The organism is Streptomyces sp. 147326, from assembly GCF_045000215.1.
Lineage (GTDB): Bacteria > Actinomycetota > Actinomycetes > Streptomycetales > Streptomycetaceae > Streptomyces.
In genome coordinates, this window is record NZ_CP134201.1 from 2,825,989 (window position 1) to 2,845,682 (window position 19,694).

14 protein-coding genes and 5 tRNA genes are annotated in these 19,694 nt (G+C 69.4%); 6 read left to right on the forward strand and 13 right to left on the reverse strand.

All coding sequences use genetic code 11. The features are described from left to right. Positions 1–1,425, reverse strand: coding sequence for a 3-isopropylmalate dehydratase large subunit (gene leuC / locus RIU97_RS12235; RefSeq protein WP_404956112.1), 1,425 nt, complete (start codon positions 1,423–1,425; stop codon positions 1–3). Between the two features lie 184 nt (positions 1,426–1,609). On the opposite strand from leuC, the gene ndgR reads away from it, so the two are divergent. Further along, positions 1,610–2,326, forward strand: a complete 717-nt coding sequence (gene ndgR, locus RIU97_RS12240) for an IclR family transcriptional regulator NdgR (protein ID WP_007266782.1) — start codon at positions 1,610–1,612, stop codon at positions 2,324–2,326. A gap of 220 nt (positions 2,327–2,546) precedes the next feature. Here ndgR and RIU97_RS12245 read toward each other — a convergent pair whose 3' ends face one another. From RIU97_RS12245 to RIU97_RS12300, 12 genes are all read right to left on the reverse strand, one after another. Then, positions 2,547–5,192, reverse strand: coding sequence for a tyrosine-protein kinase family protein (locus tag RIU97_RS12245; protein ID WP_404956115.1), 2,646 nt, complete (start codon positions 5,190–5,192; stop codon positions 2,547–2,549). Then, complete coding sequence (locus tag RIU97_RS12250; protein WP_404956117.1) at positions 5,189–5,626, reverse strand: hypothetical protein; 438 nt, start codon at positions 5,624–5,626, stop codon at positions 5,189–5,191. Before RIU97_RS12250 ends, RIU97_RS12245 begins: the two co-directional genes overlap by 4 nt. A gap of 90 nt (positions 5,627–5,716) precedes the next feature. After that, positions 5,717–5,789, reverse strand: a tRNA-Glu gene (locus tag RIU97_RS12255). Positions 5,790–5,812: 23 nt separating this feature from the next. Then, positions 5,813–5,884: transfer RNA gene (locus RIU97_RS12260), tRNA-Gln, on the reverse strand. A 24-nt stretch (positions 5,885–5,908) separates the two neighbouring features. After that, positions 5,909–5,981, reverse strand: a tRNA-Glu gene (locus RIU97_RS12265). 61 nt (positions 5,982–6,042) lie between these two features. Then, positions 6,043–6,115: transfer RNA gene (locus RIU97_RS12270), tRNA-Glu, on the reverse strand. Positions 6,116–6,142: 27 nt separating this feature from the next. Beyond that, positions 6,143–6,214: transfer RNA gene (locus tag RIU97_RS12275), tRNA-Gln, on the reverse strand. An 86-nt stretch (positions 6,215–6,300) separates the two neighbouring features. Beyond that, complete coding sequence (locus RIU97_RS12280) at positions 6,301–7,029, reverse strand: HAD family hydrolase (RefSeq protein ID WP_404956119.1); 729 nt, start codon at positions 7,027–7,029, stop codon at positions 6,301–6,303. A 10-nt stretch (positions 7,030–7,039) separates the two neighbouring features. Continuing rightward, positions 7,040–7,711 carry a DUF4241 domain-containing protein gene (locus tag RIU97_RS12285; RefSeq protein ID WP_404956122.1) on the reverse strand — a complete coding sequence of 224 codons (672 nt, stop codon included), beginning with the start codon at positions 7,709–7,711 and terminating at the stop codon, positions 7,040–7,042. A gap of 130 nt (positions 7,712–7,841) precedes the next feature. Further along, positions 7,842–9,317 (reverse strand): glutamate--tRNA ligase, encoded by a 1,476-nt coding sequence (gltX, locus tag RIU97_RS12290; protein ID WP_404956124.1) that lies wholly within the window; start codon positions 9,315–9,317, stop codon positions 7,842–7,844. Beyond that, positions 9,310–10,116 (reverse strand): fumarylacetoacetate hydrolase family protein, encoded by an 807-nt coding sequence (locus tag RIU97_RS12295; RefSeq protein ID WP_361768359.1) that lies wholly within the window; start codon positions 10,114–10,116, stop codon positions 9,310–9,312. Before RIU97_RS12295 ends, gltX begins: the two co-directional genes overlap by 8 nt. 96 nt (positions 10,117–10,212) lie before the next feature. Further along, on the reverse strand, positions 10,213–10,401 hold the full coding sequence (locus tag RIU97_RS12300; RefSeq protein ID WP_319722191.1) for a hypothetical protein: 189 nt from the start codon (positions 10,399–10,401) through the stop codon (positions 10,213–10,215). A gap of 578 nt (positions 10,402–10,979) precedes the next feature. On the opposite strand from RIU97_RS12300, the gene RIU97_RS12305 reads away from it, so the two are divergent. The 5 genes from RIU97_RS12305 (at position 10,980) to RIU97_RS12325 (ending at position 19,694) form a co-directional block, all read left to right on the forward strand. Next, positions 10,980–14,645 carry a nitrate- and nitrite sensing domain-containing protein gene (locus tag RIU97_RS12305; protein WP_404956127.1) on the forward strand — a complete coding sequence of 1,222 codons (3,666 nt, stop codon included), beginning with the start codon at positions 10,980–10,982 and terminating at the stop codon, positions 14,643–14,645. A 9-nt stretch (positions 14,646–14,654) separates the two neighbouring features. Then, positions 14,655–15,068, forward strand: coding sequence for a roadblock/LC7 domain-containing protein (locus tag RIU97_RS12310; protein WP_030708442.1), 414 nt, complete (start codon positions 14,655–14,657; stop codon positions 15,066–15,068). Between the two features lie 152 nt (positions 15,069–15,220). After that, positions 15,221–15,613, forward strand: a complete 393-nt coding sequence (locus RIU97_RS12315; RefSeq protein WP_030037344.1) for a DUF742 domain-containing protein — start codon at positions 15,221–15,223, stop codon at positions 15,611–15,613. Beyond that, positions 15,594–16,178, forward strand: coding sequence for an ATP/GTP-binding protein (locus tag RIU97_RS12320; protein WP_326587834.1), 585 nt, complete (start codon positions 15,594–15,596; stop codon positions 16,176–16,178). Before RIU97_RS12315 ends, RIU97_RS12320 begins: the two co-directional genes overlap by 20 nt. A 333-nt stretch (positions 16,179–16,511) precedes the next feature. Then, positions 16,512–19,694, forward strand: a complete 3,183-nt coding sequence (locus tag RIU97_RS12325; RefSeq protein WP_404956130.1) for a nitrate- and nitrite sensing domain-containing protein — start codon at positions 16,512–16,514, stop codon at positions 19,692–19,694.

Here is a 19,694-nt window from a genome sequence, read left to right on the forward strand (position 1 = left end):
TCAGACTCCGGCGGTCGCGTCGGCGGCGGACAGGTCGGCGGGCGAGGCCAGATGGCCCAGCACCGCGGTGGCGGCGGCCACCTGCGGGGAGACCAGGTGGGTGCGCCCGCCCTTGCCCTGCCGGCCCTCGAAGTTGCGGTTGGAGGTGGACGCGGAGCGCTCACCGGGCGCCAGTTGGTCGGGGTTCATGCCCAGACACATCGAACAGCCCGCGTGCCGCCATTCGGCGCCGGCCTCCTTGAAGACCTTGTCCAGGCCCTCTTCCACGGCCTGCAGGGCGACGCGGACCGAGCCCGGGACGACCAGCATCCGTACGCCGTCGGCGACTTTGCGGCCCTCGATGATCCCGGCCACGGCGCGCAGGTCCTCGATGCGGCCGTTGGTGCAGGAACCTACGAAGACGGTGTCGACCTTGATGTCGCGCAGCGGCTGTCCGGCGGTCAACCCCATGTACTCCAGGGCCTTTTCGGCGGCGTGGCGCTCCGAAGCGTCCTCGTACGAAGCCGGGTCGGGGACGTCGGCCGACAGCGGCGCGCCCTGGCCCGGGTTGGTGCCCCAGGTGACGAACGGGGACAGCGTGGTGCCGTCGATGACGACCTCCGCGTCGAAGACCGCGTCGTCGTCGGTGCGCAGCGTCTTCCAGTACGCGACGGCCGCGTCCCAGTCCTCGCCCTCGGGGGCGTGGTCGCGGCCCTGCAGGTAGTCGAAGGTGGTCTGGTCGGGGGCGATCATGCCCGCGCGGGCGCCGGCCTCGATCGACATGTTGCAGATGGTCATGCGGGCTTCCATCGAGAGCTGCTCGACGGCCTCGCCGCGGTACTCCAGGATGTAGCCTTGGCCGCCGCCGGTGCCGATCTTGGCGATGATCGCCAGGATCAGGTCCTTCGCGGTGACACCCTCGGCCAGCGCGCCGGTGACGGTGATCGCCATCGTCTTCGGGCGGGCCAGCGGCAGCGTCTGCGTCGCCAGCACGTGCTCGACCTGGCTCGTGCCGATGCCGAAGGCCAGCGCGCCGAAGGCGCCGTGCGTGGAGGTGTGCGAGTCGCCGCAGACCACGGTGGTGCCGGGCTGGGTCAGACCCAGCTGCGGTCCCACCACGTGGACGACTCCCTGCTCGACGTCGCCCAGCGAGTGCAGGCGGACGCCGAACTCGGCGCAGTTATTGCGCAGCGTCTCCAGCTGGGCCCGGGAGACCGGGTCCGCGATCGGCTTGTCGATGTCGAGGGTGGGGGTGTTGTGGTCCTCGGTCGCGATGGTGAGGTCGAGGCGTCGGACCTTGCGGCCGGCCTGACGCAGGCCCTCGAAGGCCTGCGGGCTGGTCACCTCGTGCAGCAGGTGCAGATCAATGAAGAGGAGGTCGGGCTCGCCTTCGGCGCGCCGGACGACATGGTCGTCCCAGACCTTCTCCGCGAGTGTCCTACCCATCGCTTTCCCTCCGGCCGGCCGGTTGTGCCGGCGCTTCATAGAGATCTTGTGCGCCGCATCGTCCGTACCCCACGTCCTGGACGACGGCTCGGACCCAGTGGTTCGTGGACCCGCACATACAGACTCGCTGGTTCTTGGAAAAATTGAACTTGCGTTTCACAGTGTGAGACGCGAATATCGTTTCATGGACAACTCTAGCGGCGTCGGCGTTCTCGACAAGGCAGCTCTGGTACTGAGCGCACTGGAGTCCGGTCCGGCCACCCTCGCCGGGCTGGTCGCGGCGACAGGGCTCGCACGACCCACGGCACATCGCCTTGCCGTGGCACTGGAACACCACCGGATGGTGGCGAGGGACATGCAGGGCCGGTTCATCCTCGGTCCGCGGCTGGCGGAGCTCGCCGCCGCGGCCGGCGAGGACCGCCTGCTGGCCACGGCGGGACCGGTACTCACCCACCTCCGTGACGTGACGGGCGAGAGCGCGCAGCTCTACCGCCGTCAGGGAGACATGCGCATCTGCGTGGCGGCCGCGGAGCGGCTGTCGGGCCTCCGGGACACCGTCCCGGTGGGCTCGACGCTCCCGATGAAGGCCGGCTCGGCGGCGCAGATCCTGATGGCCTGGGAGGAGCCCGAGCGGCTCCACCGCGGGCTTCAGGGCGCGCGCTTCACGGCGACGGCCCTCTCGGGCGTACGGCGCCGGGGCTGGGCGCAGTCGATCGGCGAGCGGGAGCCCGGCGTGGCCTCCGTCTCGGCGCCGGTGCGCGGGCCGTCGAACCGCGTGGTGGCCTCCGTGTCGGTCTCCGGGCCGATCGAGCGGCTGACCCGCCACCCGGGCCGGATGCACGCCCAGGCCGTCATCGACGCGGCCGCCCGCCTCACGGAGGCCCTGCGCCGCTCCGGCTGAGCCTGACCCTCACACTTCCCCGACCTCACCCGCCCACCGGGGCCGGGGCACCACGACGCCGCAACCGTCCACAGTGGTGCTCCGGCCCTCTCGCATTTACAGAGTTCTGTGCGGCCGCTTGGCCGCCCTTGTACAGCGCCCCTGCGGCCCCAGACCTCGCCGGCGCTCCCCGAGGATGCAGAAAAGCCTTCCGCGAGCACGCGGAAGGCTTCCGAAACGATCAGATCGGTCCTCGCCTCGTCACGCTGAGCGCCCAGCGGTAGAGGTCGGGCACTTTGAACAACCGCGACGATCCGTCGCTCTCCATGGGAGCGATCAGACCCACTTCCTGCGCCAAACCGATGAGATCCTCCTGAGTGTCAGGCAGGTTCCCCTCCAAGTGTTCCTCCCCGACGGGTGTGCGCCCGTAATCCCTCAGGACCGAAGCCACCGCCTGCAGCTCTTGGAACTCCTCGTCCAGCAGAGCGGACAAGGCGCGGTCACTCACCTGCTCGAGGCTAAGGGCAAGACTCCTCGGCCGCAGAATCGACCTTTCGTACCCGCTGCGCTTCTCTTCGTCCCGTTCCCAGTCCAGGGCAGCCGCGAACAGCTGCAGCAGGGCACGCGGGGAGTGGTCTCCGTTGCCGTCCGCCAACCGGTTCCAAACCCAGTTGGCCGTGAACGCCGTTCGTTCGCCACGCATGCGCTCTCCGACGAGAGCGTTCCAAGCAACCGTCACCTGCTTCGGGCTCCAAGACGCGACGTCCACGGCCACGAGACCGGCATCGATGTCCGCGAGGCCCTCCTTGAAGGGGGCTGCCCTGATGGCGCGCTTGAGTACCACCTTGAAGTACTCCTCGCGCTCCTCCCACTGGAGTCGCTTCGAAAGGCCGAAGAAGTGACTCTTGTTCTCGAACCGCAGCGCCTGCCAGATGTCCTGCCGGACGAGGATCTTGAAACGCACCCGCTGGAGACGTGGAGCGAGATCAGCCTGCTTGGTCAGCAACCCCGAGATCGCCGACGCGCGCCGGCTCCGCGCATCGACGGAATGGCCGAAGGCCGTATCCAGGCCGTCGAACAGAAGCAGCAGACCGGGGCCTTCCACGGATTCGATCTTGCGTAGCCATTCGGCGCATTCCAACGGCCCCATCGGGTCCTTCAGGACCTCCGAGACGGCCTTCACAGCCGCAAGCTCTCCGTCGTCGATCTTCTCCATCGCCGCGTGCGGCACTCCGAGCCCGGGCTGCGGTTCGGTGCGATGAATCGCGAGGGCGACGAGGACCTGCCAGAAGCTGCCCCAGTCGAGCCCCTCGGCCTGCAGGACGGTGTCGACCGCTTTGTAGCTCTCGGGACTGAACGACCAGTCCGGCCGCTCCCTCAGCTGCGGCGTCGTTACCAGGACGGGCGTCCAGCCATCGACCCGACCGGCGGCGAGCCATCGGAAGAGAGCGGTTTTCCCGGTCCCCTTTCGGCCCAGGATGAGGGGGATCTCCGGGTCTGCCGTCTCGTTCACCTGCCGCGTGACGACGTAGTCCTGCAGGAACTCTTCGCTGTCGAGTGATTCCGCCGTTCCCGTCGAGAATGACAGCTGCTGCAGCGCCAGGGCCTTCCGTCCGGACGGCTGGCGGTGCTGTGCGCGATCTGTCGCCGGCTCAGGGATGATTTGAAGGATCCAGTCGGCGATCCGGGCATATGGGGCCAGCTGACCCTTGGTCGTGGCCACTGTGTCCGAGAAGGCGACGTCGGGGTTGTACGGCACGACGTGGGTGATCTCTTCAGGACTCAGGGCCGGCGCCTCACCCCGCACCGACACGAGCGGCTCAAGCCAGCCTTCCACCCACGTCTTTGCCCGCTCCGCCAGTCGCGTGGCGCTGATGCCGGGAGGCATCGGCGAGACGACGAAGCGCGGTTCAGGCGTGAGCGCGCGGGGTGACCGACGCCTCGTGGTCGCCCGCAGGAGGGCACGAGTGAGTAGTTCGGTCCCCGTTCGCGCTTGGCCGTGGGGATGGAAGCAGACGATCGCCATGTCGGAGGCATCGAACAGCAGAGGTGCCGCCACCGGGCTGACGCCGGTGCGGGAGTCAATGAGGATGACGTCGGGACGCAAGTTCGAAGCACGCACGTCATCGATCAGTCTGTGGAGCGCGTTGACCCGCTCTCGATACCAAATCTCCGGCTCCAGAGACCGGAGCTGTGCCGCGTAGTGACCGTCGAGCCGCCCTGCCGGCATGCAGTAGAGACGGCCTGAGTCATCCACCGGGATGATGTGGTCCAGAACCTGGCAGTCGGCTTCGAACTCGTACTGCAGCAGGGCGGACACCGCGCCTTGGTCCGACTCGACTCGGCTCTCGATACCGAACAGCGAATCAAGACCTGGGGCCTCCAGATCCATGTCGATGCAGACGACCTTCAGGCTGTGCTCGCTGCTCAGCCTCCTCGCCACAGAAGCGAGGGCCGTGCTGCGCCCGACCCCGCCCTTCAAACTGTAGAACGTGACGACTGGCGCGGACTCGAGCTCCTCGTCGAGATCGCTGGCGAAGGTGATCTCGGCAGGCTCCCCGCTCATAGCCCGGTCGAACGCTTCCTGCCAGCCCGGCACCCCGCTCTGATTGTCGGACAGGTCCCCGAACCACTGAGCCTCGGACGGTGTCAGCAGTTCCCAGGTGTGGACCCGCCCGGCAACGTCGGATGAAACTGCGGGGAGGATCAGTTGGCGACGGGCCGCCTCATCCGCAGGGCCGAAGTCCTCCGAGACTGCCCGGACCACCATCCCGCCGGGGTCGACCACAATGGCGACCTCAGCAGAAGGAAGGACGGACAGGATCGCTTCCCGGAGTTCCTCGATCACTTCCCTGTCGGACATACGGGCTGCTTTCTCCTTCGTCATCGGACGCCTCGGCTCCTGAACCGGTTCGACCCTGCCTGCCGGATGCGTGTCGTGACCCACTGTGCCAGCTCACGCCCGCCGGCCAGCAGGTCGTGGGGGTCGACTCCTTTGGGTAGCTCGGTCTCGTAGCGCAGCTCCGTACCCCAGTGGTCCAGGAAGAGCGCTGCATGACCTCGGGCGGCGGGGAACCCCGCCGCCAACCACAGCCCGCGGAGGTTGTGCCCTTCGCTGCCGCCCCGCGGGAATCTGATGCCCTTGAGGTGAAGCAGGTGCTTCAGCTTGCACTCCACGACATATCCCGCCAAATACACCGCGCCGAGCAGCAGGCCGCCCTGCGTCAGCACTTGTGTCTCATTGGCACGCAACCTGGCGACCTCATGGAAGTTACTCAATCCCCGCCCCGCACTCTCGGAGTCCGCCGCTCCGCTGATCATCTCAACCAGGGTCGGGTTACGGCAGGCGTTCCACCAAAGCCAAAAAAGAAGAGGCCCTCCGCGATGAACGCGGAGGGCCTCTTCGATGCGTACCCCCGACCGGATTCGAACCGGCGCTACCGCCTTGAGAGGGCGGCGTGCTAGGCCGCTACACAACGGGGGCTAGCTGGTGTTGCTGTTACTGCGCTGGGCTACCAGGACTCGAACCTAGAATAAGGGAACCAGAAACCCTCGTGTTGCCAATTACACTATAGCCCAAAGTGGTCTAGACCAGACCAACAGTACCCCCGACCGGATTCGAACCGGCGCTACCGCCTTGAGAGGGCGGCGTGCTAGGCCGCTACACAACGGGGGCCCTAGCGATCCTGCTTCGAGACGTCCGGGTGCGACCCAGGAGATCTCGCGGGAAGGATCTGTACCCCCGACCGGATTCGAACCGGCGCTACCGCCTTGAGAGGGCGGCGTGCTAGGCCGCTACACAACGGGGGCAAAGCACTGCGTTACTGCTGCACTGCGCTGGGGTACCAGGACTCGAACCTAGAATAAGGGAACCAGAAACCCTCGTGTTGCCAATTACACTATACCCCACCAAAAGTCAACCCCTTGCGGGGCTTTTTCTTTGGGTGGCGCCTCCGTCCGGCCTTTCGGCCCGCTCCGGCGGCGCAGAAAGAACATTACCGGATGCCTGACCGTGCTCCAAAACGGGTATCCCCTGCCAGCAGCTCCGGGAGCTGGTCAAGGCCTTCGATGCGGTGCGCGCCGTCGGGACCGGGGCCACGGCCGCCGGTACGGTCCAGCCAGATGGGCAGCATTCCCGCGTCACGGGCTCCCCGGGCGTCGATCTCCGGCTGGTCACCCACGTACGCAACCTCGCCCGGCGGCAGCCCGAGGGCCTCGCACGCGGCCAGGAAGGCCTCCGCATCGGGCTTGCTGACCCCGAGTTCGACGGCGCAGACCAGCACCTCGAAGCGGTCGCGCAGTCCGAGGTGGCGCAGCTTGGGGTCCTGGTTGACGGTGGAGGAGTTGGAGAGCACCCCGTGCCGGTAGTCGGCCGCGAGGGCGTCGAGGGCGGGCACCACGTCGGGGAAGACGGCCCAGGCGGTCTTGTAGTGCTCCACGTACCGGTCGAACCAGGCGTCGGCCTCGTCCGCCGTCATCTCGGGCCGCTCCAGGAACTCCCGCACCCGGTCCTGCCGCTGCCCCTGGAACGTTCCCTCACCCGCGGCGAACCGGGCCCAGTGCCGGTCGGTGATCTCCCGCCACAGCGCGAGCGCCTGCGCGGGGGTCCCGTACCGGTCCGCGAGCCCCTCGGTCTCCAGCTGCCGCGCGAGCCCGGCGGCATCGGCCCCCGTGTAGTCGAAGAGGGTGTCGTCGATGTCCCACAGCACGGCGCGGATCGGCATGGGGCCGAGCCTACGCCGCGGGCACCAGCGCCGTGGGCACGACCAGGAAGTCCGTCACGAAACAGGTGACCCGGCCCTCGGTGTCGCGCCCGATCCAGGTCGGGTAGCAGCCGTCGCCCCACCCGGAGGTGAAGCCGGCGAGGGTGTGACCGTCCTCTCCCTCGGCCAGGAAGACGGCCGGGCCGTCGCCGACCGTCTCCATGGCGGCCCACACCGCCCCCTCCTCGTCCTCGGTGCCGGGGAAGGAGCCGTCGGCGGCGGCGTCGTAGAAACAACCGGTGCCGGCGTCCACGCCGTAGCCGTAGAACTCGTCCTCGCCGAGGGCGGCGGGGTCCTGGCCCTCGTCGACGGCCATCTCCCAGCTCGCGGTCGGGGTGTCGCGGATCACCAGGCGCGCGGCGGCGACCCGGGTGTGCGGGCGGGGTCCCTGCGGGACGCCGGGGCGCACCAGCGTGGCGATCGCGGCTTCCGCCCGGTACCGGCCCGGTTCCACCACGACGCTGAACGGCTCGACTTCGTCCTGCCCGAGGCAGACGAAGGGGTCGCAGGCGACGACCCGGCCCGTGGGCAGGGTCACGTCGCCGATGACGACCGGGGCGAGGGTCCCCGTCATGCCGTCCTCGTAGGCGAAGGCGGCGCCCGGAGTGAAGTGCCAGGCGTAGTCGGGCGGGGTCATCGGCACGGGGGCCTCCGGAGTGCGGGAGCGAGCGGTGATCGTTCTCCCCGAGAGCCTAGGGCCCGCCTCCGACAACGCCGCAGGGGGCGGTGACCGGGCTTCCGGTCACCGCCCCCTGCGGGACGTACATCGAGAGCTACGCGGCCAGCTTGGCCAGCGTCGCGTCGATCCGGGCCAGGGAGCGGTCCTTGCCCAGGATCTCCAGGGACTCGAAGAGCGGCAGGCCGACCGTGCGGCCGGTGACGGCCACGCGGACCGGGGCCTGGGCCTTGCCGAGCTTGAGGCCGTGGGCCTCGCCGGCGGTCAGGACGGCCTGCTTGAGGGACTCGGGGTCCGACCAGTCGGCGTTCGCCAGGTTCTCGCGCGCCGTCGTCAGGAGGGCCGCCGGCTCGCCCTTCATCGCCTTGTCCCACGAGGCCTGGTCCTCGACCGGCTCCTTCAGGAAGAGGAAGTCGACGTTGGCCGTGATGTCCGACAGGACGGTGACGCGGGTCTGGGCGTACGGGGCGATGCGCTCCCAGGCCTCGGCGTCGAAGTCCTCGGGCGCCCAGTTGGCGTGCGGGGCCTGCAGCCACGGGGCGCAGGCGTCCGCGAAGGCCTTCGGGTCGAGCAGGCGGATGTGGTCGCCGTTGATCGACTCGGCCTTCTTCAGGTCGAAGCGCGCCGGGTTGGCGTTCACGCCGTCGATGTCGAACTTCTGGACCATCTCCTCGATCGAGAAGACGTCCTGGTCCTTGGAGAAGGACCAGCCGAGGAGCGAGAGGTAGTTCAGCAGGCCCTCGGGGAGGAAGCCGCGCTCGCGGTACAGGTTGAGCGAGGCCTCGGGGTCGCGCTTGGAGAGCTTCTTGTTGCCCTCGCCCATCACGTACGGCAGGTGGCCGAACGCGGGGGTGGACTTGGCGACGCCCAGCTCGATCAGCGCCTTGTAGAGGGCGATCTGGCGGGGGGTCGAGGAGAGGAGGTCCTCGCCGCGCAGGACGTGCGTGATCTCCATCAGCGCGTCGTCGACGGGGTTGACCAGCGTGTAGAGCGGGGCGCCGTTGGCCCGGACGATGCCGAAGTCCGGCACGTTCTCCGGGGTGAAGGTCAGCTCGCCGCGGACCAGGTCGGTGAAGGTGATCGGCTCGTCGGGCATCCGGAAGCGGACGATCGCCGGGCGGTGCTCGCCCTGGTACGCCTCGACCTGCACGGTGGTGAGCTCGCGGCAGTGGCCGTCGTAGCCGGAGGGCTTGCCGGCCGCGCGGGCGGCCGCGCGGCGCGCGTCGAGCTCCTCGGTGGTGCAGTAGCAGTGGTACGCGTAGCCGCCGTCGAGCAGCCTCTTCGCGACGTCCTTGTAGATGTCCATGCGCTCGGACTGGCGGTACGGGGCGTGCGGGCCGCCGACCTCGGGGCCCTCGTCCCAGGTGAAGCCGAGCCAGCGCAGCGAGGCGAGCAGCTGGTCGTAGGACTCCTCGGAGTCGCGGGCCGCGTCGGTGTCCTCGATGCGGAAGACGAACGTGCCGCCGTGGTGGCGGGCGAACGCCCAGTTGAACAGGGCGGTGCGGACCAGGCCCACGTGGGGGTTGCCGGTCGGGGAGGGACAGAAACGTACGCGGACAGGTCCGTTAACCACGCTTGATCACCTTGTTGGTGAGAGTGCCGATGCCTTCGATGGTGACGGCGACCTCGTCGCCGACGTTCAGGGGGCCGACTCCGGCCGGGGTCCCCGTGAGGATGACGTCGCCCGGGAGCAGCGTCATGGCCTCGGTGATGTGGACGACGAGGTCTTCGATGGAGCGGACCATGTCGCTGGTGCGGCCGAGCTGGCGCTGTTCGCCGTTGACGGTGCACTGGATGGTCAGGTCGCCCGGGTCCAGGTCGGTCTCGATCCAGGGGCCGAGGGGGCAGGCGCTGTCGAAGCCCTTGGCCCGGGCCCACTGCTTCTCCCGCTGCTGTACGTCGCGCGCGGTGACGTCGTTGGCGCAGGTGTAGCCGAGGATCACGTCCTTGACGCGCTCCCTGGGGACCTCGCGGCACATGCGTCCGATGACCACGGCGAGCTCCGCCTCGTGGTGGACGTCCTGGGAGAAGGAGGGGTACGTGATGGGGTCGCCCGGGCCGACCACCGAGGTGGAGGGCTTGAAGAAGGTGATGGGGGCGTCCGGACGGCCCTGATCGTCAAAGATGGCGTTGCCGAGCTCCGCCGCGTGCTCCGCGTAGTTGCGGCCGATGGCCACGACCTTGTTCGGGAGCACGGGCGGCAGCAGCCGGACCTTGCTCAGCGGGACCTTCGTGCCCGAGAGCTCGAAGTCCGCGAACGGGATGCCCTTGATGATGTCGAGCACGAGCGTCGCTTCGTCGCCGGGGGCGGTGCTGCCCTCGACCGCGCCGAACGCGACATTGCCGTCGATCGAGAACCTGGCGATGCGCACGTGTTGCGTCTGCCCCTCTGTATGTCCGCTGGCTGGAGTCTGCGGACCCAGGCTAACGCGGCGGGCAGGAACGCTTCGCGTTCCGCAGCCGTACGGCTACTGCGCGGCGACGGCGACCGGTGCGTCCATCAGGACCGTGCGGCGCGGGTTGGCGGTCTGCGTCGGCAGCTCGACGGAGTGTTCCGGGGTGGCCGGCGCCGCCTGCAGCTCCTCGGCGTCCTTGAGGTGCGCGAGGGTGGTGCGGCGGGGGTTGGCTATGTTGCGGAACATCATCGTCGTCTTCATGGGAGTTCGGGGTCCTCGGTTCGATCTGTGAGTGTCGGCTGTCGATGCACCAACCCTGGCGCCAACCCTTTAAGGGGCAAGGCTAAACATCTGAATCCCCCGCCGAACCAGGAAGTAATGGCCATGGCTGTGTGAGTTTGCTCACCCGTGACCGGACATTCAAGGCATAATGGACAGTCAACTTCACCCGGCGAAACGGACATTGCGCCACTGAATGCGCCATTCCGCTCCTGATCATCGCGACTGGGACACCTTGCCAGCCATGTTGTTTGGATGACGTAAGTCCGGTTTCTACCGAATGCGGTCACACATCGCGTAGCGCGTCTGTCACAAGCCGTGACCAACTCTCCGGGCCGACACGCGCACCTTGTTGGAGATCCTCCACTGTGCTGGAATTCGCGGGACCGCCGCGGGAAACAGCCGGCGCGCAGGTGGCGCGACTCAGCGCCGAGCGCGGCGGCAAGGAGAGGGAGACGCGCCGGTCACCGACGACCACCATGGGGCCGCACGTGCCCCACGACTCGACACCGTCCCACCGGTCGCCCGGCGGGACGCCTGGTCCAGAGGTTGCGACGCTAGTGCAGGGCCGATTCAAGAGGGATGGCAGCGCTGCGGCGGAGCAGGAGCCGCGCGGCGGGACCGACCGTGGCTCCTCGCCCCAGCACGCCCAGAACCGCGGGCCGGCTGTCGAGGGCGCAGGCCCCGACTCCTCCGCCGCGGTGAAGGCGAAGGGCCGTGGGAAGACCGCCAAGGCAGGCAAGGCCAAGGCCGGGCCGGCTGAGCAGGACGTGGCGATACCGAAGGCCCCCAGTGGGCCCGGCTCTCGTCTCGCCATGCAGAACTGGCGCATCAGCACGCGACTCGTGTCGCTGCTGACCCTGCCGGTCGTCGCCGCCACCACGCTCGGTGGCTTCCGCATCAACGACTCGCTCAACGACATCGCGCAGCTGGAGCACATGCAGCTGCTGACGACGATGACCCGGCAGGCCACCAACCTGGCCGCCATGCTCCAGGAGGAGCGCGACCTCTCCGCGGGTCCCCTCTCCCTCTCCAAGGGCAAGAGCACCAGCCAGGTCGACGTCGTCCGCCAGCAGACCGACACCGCCGCCAAGTCCTTCGCCGCGGCGACCGACAAGGTCGACAGCACGGGCGCGAAGGACGACACCCTCAAGTCGATCCGCAACAACGTCCTGCAGATCGGCCGTCAGCTCACGAACATCCAGACGGTCCGCGACAAGGCGTACATCAACGGCGCCCAGCAGACCGTCAGCGAGTACAACGCGATGATCGTCTCGCTGCTCTCGCTCTCCCAGGACATGGCCCAGGCCACCTCCAACCCCGAGATGATCAAGCGCACGCGCGCCCTGGCGGCATTCTCCGCCGCCAAGGAGTACGCCTCCATCCAGCGCGCGATCATCGCCGCCTCGCTCCCGGACACCAACGAGCGCCAGGGCAAGCTGGAGGAGAACGACCGGCTCTACGCCCTCTCCGCGCAGAAGGGCGAGCAGCAGGCGAAGACCACCTTCGAGCTCGTTTACCAGGGCCGGACCGAGGAACTCCTCGCGGGCCTCGGCGACAGCAACTCGGAGATCTCCACCGCCGACCACTACGCGCGCCGCGTGCTGACCAGCCAGGACGCCTTCCTCCGCGAGAAGAACCGGTCCTGGCTGGACTGGTACGACGCCGACGGCACCAAGCTCCAGGCCATGAAGGTCATCGAGCTGACCCTGCTCGAGGAGATGGAGCAGAAGGCCCGCGAGCTGAAGAACGAGGCCCAGCAGGACGCCATCATCAACGGTGCCCTGATCCTCCTCGTCCTCGGCGTCTCCCTCGTCGGCGCCTTCATCATGGCCCGCTCGATGATCCGCTCGCTGCGCCGCCTGCAGGACACCGCGACGCGCGTCGCCCAGGACCGGCTGCCCGAGCTCGTCAAGCAGCTGTCCGAGTCCGACCCGCAGGACGTGGACACGTCCGTGGAGTCGGTCGGCGTGCACACCCGCGACGAGATCGGCCAGGTGGCCGCGGCGTTCGACGACGTGCACCGCGAGGCCGTCCGCCTCGCCGCCGAGCAGGCCCTCCTGCGAGGCAACGTCAACGCGATGTTCACCAACCTCTCGCGCCGCTCGCAGGGCCTCATCCAGCGTCAGCTGTCGCTCATCTCCGAACTGGAGTCGCGCGAGGCCGACCCGGACCAGCTCTCCTCGCTCTTCAAGCTCGACCACCTCGCGACCCGCATGCGCCGTAACGGCGAAAACCTCCTCGTCCTCGCGGGCGAGGAGCCGGGCCGCCGGTGGACGCGGCCCGTCCCGCTCGTCGACGTGCTCCGTGCCGCCGCCTCCGAGGTGGAGCAGTACGAGCGCGTCGAGCTGGCCTCGGTGCCCGGCACCGACGTCGCCGGCCGCGTCGTCAACGACCTCGTGCACGTCCTCGCCGAGCTGCTGGAGAACGCCACGTCGTTCTCCTCCCCGCAGACCAAGGTCAAGGTCACCGGTCACGCGCTGCCCGACGGCCGTGTGCTCGTCGAGATCCACGACACCGGTATCGGCCTCTCCCCCGAGGACCTCGCCGCGATCAACGAGCGGCTCGCGTCGCCGCCGACCGTGGACGTCTCCGTCTCCCGACGCATGGGCCTGTTCGTGGTCGGCCGCCTGTCCCTGCGACACGGCATCCGCATCCAGCTGCGCCCCTCCGACTCGGGCGGTACGACGGCCCTCGTCATGCTGCCGGTGGACGTCGCCCAGGGCGGCAAGAAGCCGGGTCCAATGCCGGGCCAGGGCGGCCCCGGTGGCGCCCAGGGTGCCCCCGGCGGGCAGGCTTCCGTGCCCGGTGCGGCCGCACGGCCGCCCGTGGGCGCGGGTCCGCAGCGCGGCCAGGTCGGTGCGGGCGGCCAGCGCGCCGCCCTCCCGGGCCGCGACGGCGCCGGTCAGCGTCCGCAGGGCCCGCAGGGCGGGCGGCCTCCGCAGCAGGGCGGCCCGGGTGCTCCCGGTGGCCGTCCGCAGCAGGGTCCGACCACCGCGGGGCAGGGCCAGGGTGCCTTCGGCGCCGGCGGGCCGCTGCCGGCCCGCGGTCCGGTCGCCAACGGCGGATTCGGCGGCGGCCCGCAGGCCCGTCCGGTGTCCTCGCCCTCGGCGTCCGGTCCTGCCGCCTTCCCGCAGGGCAACGGCTTCGAGCGACCGCAGCAGCCGCAGCAGGCCCAGCAGCAGCCGCAGCCCCAGCAGCAGTCGGGCGCTCAGGCTCCGAACGGTGCCCGCCCGCAGCTGCCGCCGCGCGGCGGTGCCCCGCGTCCGGAGCTTCCCGGCCCGCAGACCACCAGCTGGGGCGCCGACCAGGCCCGCGGCCACGACGAGCTCTCGGGCCCCGGTTCGACGGCGGAGTTCGCCCGCCCGGACTTCAACGCCCCGATGCCGCAGGGCGACGCCCCGGGCAGCACGACGGGACAGTTCGAACGTCCGGACGTGCGTGGCCCCGTGGACCCGTCCACCACCGGACAGTTCGAGCGCCCGGGCTACCAGCCCCAGCGGCCCGGCGGCCCCGGTGTCGGCGGATTCGCCCGTCAGCAGCCCCAGGCCCCGCAGCAGCAGCCCCAGCCGCAGCACGTGCAGCCGCAGGCTCCGCAGCCCGGCGGCGCGTACGCACCCGTACCGCCCGCACGGCCGGAGACCCCGCGCCTGCCGCAGGCTCACCGGCCGGAGGCCCTGCCGCCGGCCCAGAGCTCCGGCGACGGCCGCAGCCCGATATTCGACACGCTGGAGTCGAACTGGTTCCGTGAGGAGGGGCAGCAGCCCCCCGCGCAGGGACCGGGCACGGCGACGCCCCAGCAGGGCCAGCAGCCGCAGCAGTCCGCTGCTGCGGCCCCCGCGCCGCCGCAGCGGCTGCCGCAGCGCGGCCAGGAGCAGGCGGCCGAGTCCGCCGCGGCGGCGACCGGCAGCATGCCGACCGTCAGCTGGAAGTCCTCGCCGAACGACGAGCTGATGCGCCAGGCCGAGCGCGTGCGCCAGCCCGCCGCCGGCGGGATCACGACCTCGGGGCTGCCCCGCCGGGTCCCGCGGGCGAACCTCGTGGCCGGCACCGCGCAGCAGCAGGCCGAGGCGCAGGCGGGTCCCCAGGTCTCGCGGGCGCCGGACGACGTCCGCGGCCGTCTGACCAACCTCCGACGCGGTATCCAGCAGGGCCGTCAGGCCGGCAACAACGGACCGGCGACCGGCAGTTACCACATCGACCCCACTTACCAGCAGGAGCGTTAGTTGAGTTCGATGAGCCAGGCGGCACAGAACCTGAACTGGTTGATCACCAACTTCGTGGACAACACCCCAGGGGTGTCCCACACGGTGGTGGTCTCCGCCGACGGACTCCTTCTGGCGATGTCCGAAGGATTCCCCCGCGACCGCGCCGATCAGCTGGCGGCCGTGGCCTCCGGACTGACCTCGCTGACCGCCGGGGCCTCCCGCATCTTCGAGGGTGGCGCCGTCAACCAGACCGTGGTCGAGATGGACCGGGGATTCCTCTTCCTCATGTCCGTCTCGGACGGATCCTCGCTGGCCGTACTGGCGCACCCCGAGTGCGACATCGGCCTCGTGGGCTACGAGATGGCCCTTCTGGTGGATCGCGCCGGCAGTGTCCTCACTCCGGACCTGCGCGCCGAACTGCAGGGAAGCCTGCTCGGCTGACTTCCCAATCTCCCGGCCGGACGGTACTACCGGCCGGGAGACCGGGGCCCCGCCCCGAAATCCAGTACCCCCGCCAGGCCGTCATACAGTCCCCCCCACCGGCCGCCCCGTCAGACGGCACGCTGACCACTGCTGTCCAGCCCGGAGGATCCATGACCCCGCCCCCCGCCTACCCCGATGCGTACGGAGATTCGTACTCGGAAGGCGATCAGCCGCTGGTGCGTCCGTACGCGATGACCGGCGGCCGTACTCGGCCGCGCTACCAGCTCGCCATCGAGGCGCTGGTCAGCACCACCGCCGATCCGATGCACCTGTCCGGCCTGCTCCCGGAGCACCAGCGCATCTGCACGCTGTGCCGCGAGGTCAAGTCGGTCGCCGAGGTCTCCGCACTGCTGTCGATGCCGCTCGGTGTGGCCCGGATCCTCGTCGCCGACCTGGCGGAGGCCGGGATGGTGGCCATCCACCAGCCGGGCAATGGAGAGGCCGGCGGCACGCCGGACGTAACGCTGCTCGAAAGGGTGCTCAGTGGCCTTCGGAACATCTAGCGGAGCGGCTCCTGCTCGCTCCACCACCTCCGCGAAGATCGTGGTGGCGGGCGGCTTCGGCGTGGGCAAGACCACGTTCGTCGGAGCCGTGTCCGAGATCAACCCGCTGCGCACCGAAGCCGTCATGACCAGCGCCTCCGCCGGCATCGACGACCTCACCCACACCGGTGACAAGACGACCACCACGGTCGCCATGGACTTCGGCCGCATCACCCTGGACCAGGACCTGATCCTGTACCTCTTCGGTACCCCCGGCCAGGACCGCTTCTGGTTCATGTGGGACGACCTGGTCCGCGGCGCCATCGGCGCCGTCGTGCTCGTCGACACGCGCCGTCTCGCCGACTGCTTCCCCGCCGTCGACTACTTCGAGAACAGCGGCCTGCCCTTCGTCGTGGCCCTCAACGGCTTCGAGGGACACCAGCCGTACACCCCGGAGGAAGTCCGCGAGGCCCTGCAGATCGGCCCCGGCGCCCCCATCATCACCACCGACGCCCGCCACCGCGCGGACGCCAAGAGCGCACTCATCACGCTCGTCGAGCACGCCCTCATGGCGCGTCTCAAGTAACACCACGCAGGCAGCCCGGCTCAAGCGGCACCACTCAAGTCCCACGGGTTCTTCACAACGTGAGAGGGCGGGCTGTGTCATAGGACACGGCCCGCCCTCTCGGTTCATAACGTTTCGACAGACAATTGCCGCCAGTTGGCCACGGGGTGCGTTCGCTTGGTTCCGCTGCGCGCACAACTCCCCCTATTTTTGGCGCAGGAAGCTCTTTATGTCCGATTTACGTGGGGCATAAGGATCTTGGAATGGCTGATTCCAACTGTTTGGAACACGGCCGTTAACCGTGCTGGAATTCAACGAACTAGCTAGTAGCACCGCCGGAAGGTTGTTGGTCGAGTGAGGCGAAGCAACGCAAGCCCCGCGGTTGAACCCGCGCGCGGCAACTTCACCCCGCCGCCGCGAGCGGCCGCGTCGCCCGTCGACGTGCCCGTGGAGCCACCGGCGCGCCCCGGGAGCACCAGCAAGTTCTCGCCCCGCAACTGGCGCGTGCCGACCCGCCTGAACGCCATCCTGCTCGTGCCGGCCCTCGTGGGCCTGGTCATGGGCGGCTTCCAGGTGAAGGGCTCAGTCGACCAGTGGAACGAAGCCAAGGACGCCGAGCAGATAGCCCGGGTCGTCCAGGCGGCCTCGGAATACAGCCAGGCACTGCTCAACGAGCGTGACCTCACGGCCGAGCCCCTCCTGAACGGCCAGACCAACTCCGAACAGGTCTCCAAGGCCTACGCGGTCACCACCGGGGCCAAGGAGAAGTTCGACAAGGCCGTCCAGGACATGCCCAAGAACCAGGGCATGGAGCGGCGTCTGGACCTCTTCCGTGCGGAAGAGCCCAAACTCAAGGAAGTCCGCGAGAAGGCCTACCAGGCCGCCTTCGAGACCCCCAAGAAGAACCTCCCCTCCGCGGCGGGCCCCATCCCGACCGAAGAGGGTTACGTCGGGGTCGAGCACTACCTCATGCAGTTCGCCAACGAGCTCGGTCTCGGCACCGGCAACGTGACCTCGTACGGCCGCATGGTCTACGCGGTCCAGCTGGCCAAGGCGGCGAACTCGCTGCAGCGCTCCGTCGGCACCCACCTGCTGGTCCGTCCCAGCACGGACGAGAACGTGCGCAAGGCCCAGCTCGTCGCCTTCTCCTCCTACGCCTACCTCGAGGAAATCGCCATCGGCGAGTACGTCGCGGCCGGCACCGAGGACGACGTGAACCGCCTCAAGGAGGTCATGGGCAAGAAGTCGGACGAGGGCAAGGCCAAGCTCGCCGACGCCAAGCACCAGGCCGAGCAGGCCGGTACCCGCTTCGTACCGCCGCCCGCCCCCAACGGCAACCCGCTCGTCGGCATGACCGAGGCGATCGCCAGCGGCGAGAGCAAGAAGAAGCTCGCCGAGAACGGGACGAACCCCCTGTTCTGGCAGGCCGCCGCCACCGCCAAGTTCGACGGCTACGACGAGATCGAGAAGGAGCTCCTCGACAAGGCCGTCAAGGACGCCGTCGCGGTCTCCGACGAGGCCCGCACCGACGCGATCGTCAACGGTGCCATCGTGGTCGTGGCCCTGCTCGCCGCCTTCATCATGGCCGGCCTCATGGCCCGCCAGATGGGCCGCGCGATGCGCCGCCTGCGCAGCTCGGCCTTCGACATCGCCGAGCAGCGCCTGCCGATGCTCGTCGACCAGCTCTCGCGCACCGATCCGGGCAAGGTCGACACCCGTGTCCTCCCGATCCCGATCGACTCCCAGGACGAGATCGGCGAGGTCGCCCGCGCCTTCGACCAGGTCCACCGGGAAGCCGTCCGGCTCGCCGCCGAGCAGGCGCTCCTGCGAGGGAACGTCAACGCGATCTTCACGAACCTCTCCATGCGCAACCAGTCGCTGATCGAGGGCCAGCTGACCCTCATCACCAACCTGGAGAACAACGAGGCCGACCCGGACCAGCTGGAGAACCTCTTCCGCCTGGACCACCTGGCCACCCGTATGCGCCGCAACGGCGAGAACCTCCTCATCCTCGCGGGGGAGGAGCCGGGCCGCCGCTGGGACCAGCCGGTGCCCCTCGTCGACGTGCTGCGCGCCGCCTCCTCCGAGGTGGAGCAGTACGAGCGCATCGAGCTCTCGGGCGTCTCCGAGGCCGAGATCCACGGCCAGGCCGTGACCGACCTCGTGCACCTGCTCGCCGAGCTGCTGGAGAACGCCACCACGTTCTCCTCCCCGCAGACCAAGGTCCGCGTCAACGCGACCCGTCTTCCCGACGGCCGCGTGATGGTCGAGATCCACGACAAGGGCATCGGCCTCACCGCCGAGGACTTCGCGGACATCAACCACAAGCTGGCCAACCCGCCGACCGTGGACGCCGCGATCTCGCAGCGCATGGGTCTGTTCGTGGTCGGCCGGCTGGCGGACCGCCACAGCATCCGCGTCCAGCTGCGCCCCTCGGGCGAGGCGGCCGGCACCACCTCGCTGGTCATGCTCCCCGACGCCATCACCCACGGTGGCGGTGGCGAGGGCCTGCCGGACGACGACTTCACGGTCTCCCAGATCATCCCGGAGCAGAAGGCCCAGCAGGCCGCCCCGCTGCGCACCGCCGCCGAACTCGGTTTCGACGACTCGCGGTACGACCAGCAGGGCGCCGACGGCCTCCCGGCCGACCCGGTCGGCCGGTCCCTGGGACAGCAGGAGCGCCGGGCCGCGCTGGCCGCCCAGGTGGGCTACCCGCAGGACCAGCAGCAGTACGCCGACCAGCCCGCCCAGGAGTATCCGGAACCACAGCCGGAGCACGGGTACCAGGAGTACCAGGGCTACGAACAGCAGTCCGGACAGGCCTACGACCCCTCCTACGAGGCTCAGCAGGCACAGCAGGGCTACGAGGCGTACCCGCAGCAGGACTACGGTTATACGGAAGACGGCTACCCCGACCAGCAGTCGGCCGCCCAGGGCTACGACAATGGCTACGAAGCCCGGTCGGAGCAGGCCGAGTGGCCCGATCAGAACACGTATCCGGCTGCCTACCAGCAGGATTACGGGACCGAATCGGAATCCCAGGCCGTCCCCGAACCGGCCGCGGAACGCGTAGGCTTCGACCGTCCGGGCGCCGCTGCTGACACCGGTCATGTGATGACCGGAGCGGGCCTGCCGCGCCGCGGCAGCCAGCAGCAGTGGCAGCCGGCACAGCAGGAAGCGGAGTCCACCGGATCCCTCTTCGAACAGCGGTCGCCGCGTCAGCAGCAGCCCGCCGCTCCGGAGCAGGGGAAGGAAGGCGGCACCGACTGGCGCTCGGGTAACGACGAGCGCTGGCAGCAGGCCGCCAAACTCCGTGAGCCGAAGGCTGGCGGGGTCACCCCGTCCGGTCTCCCTCGGCGCGTGCCCAAGGCCAACCTGGTCGAGGGCGCAGCGGAGACGACCCCGCAGGGCGGCCCCCAGGTCTCCCGCGCTCCGGAGGACGTCCGCGGCAGGTTGAGCAACCTGCGGCGAGGTGTCCAGCAGGGACGCAGCGCGGGTTCTGAGCAGTCAAGTAACAGCTATGACCAGGAGCGTTAG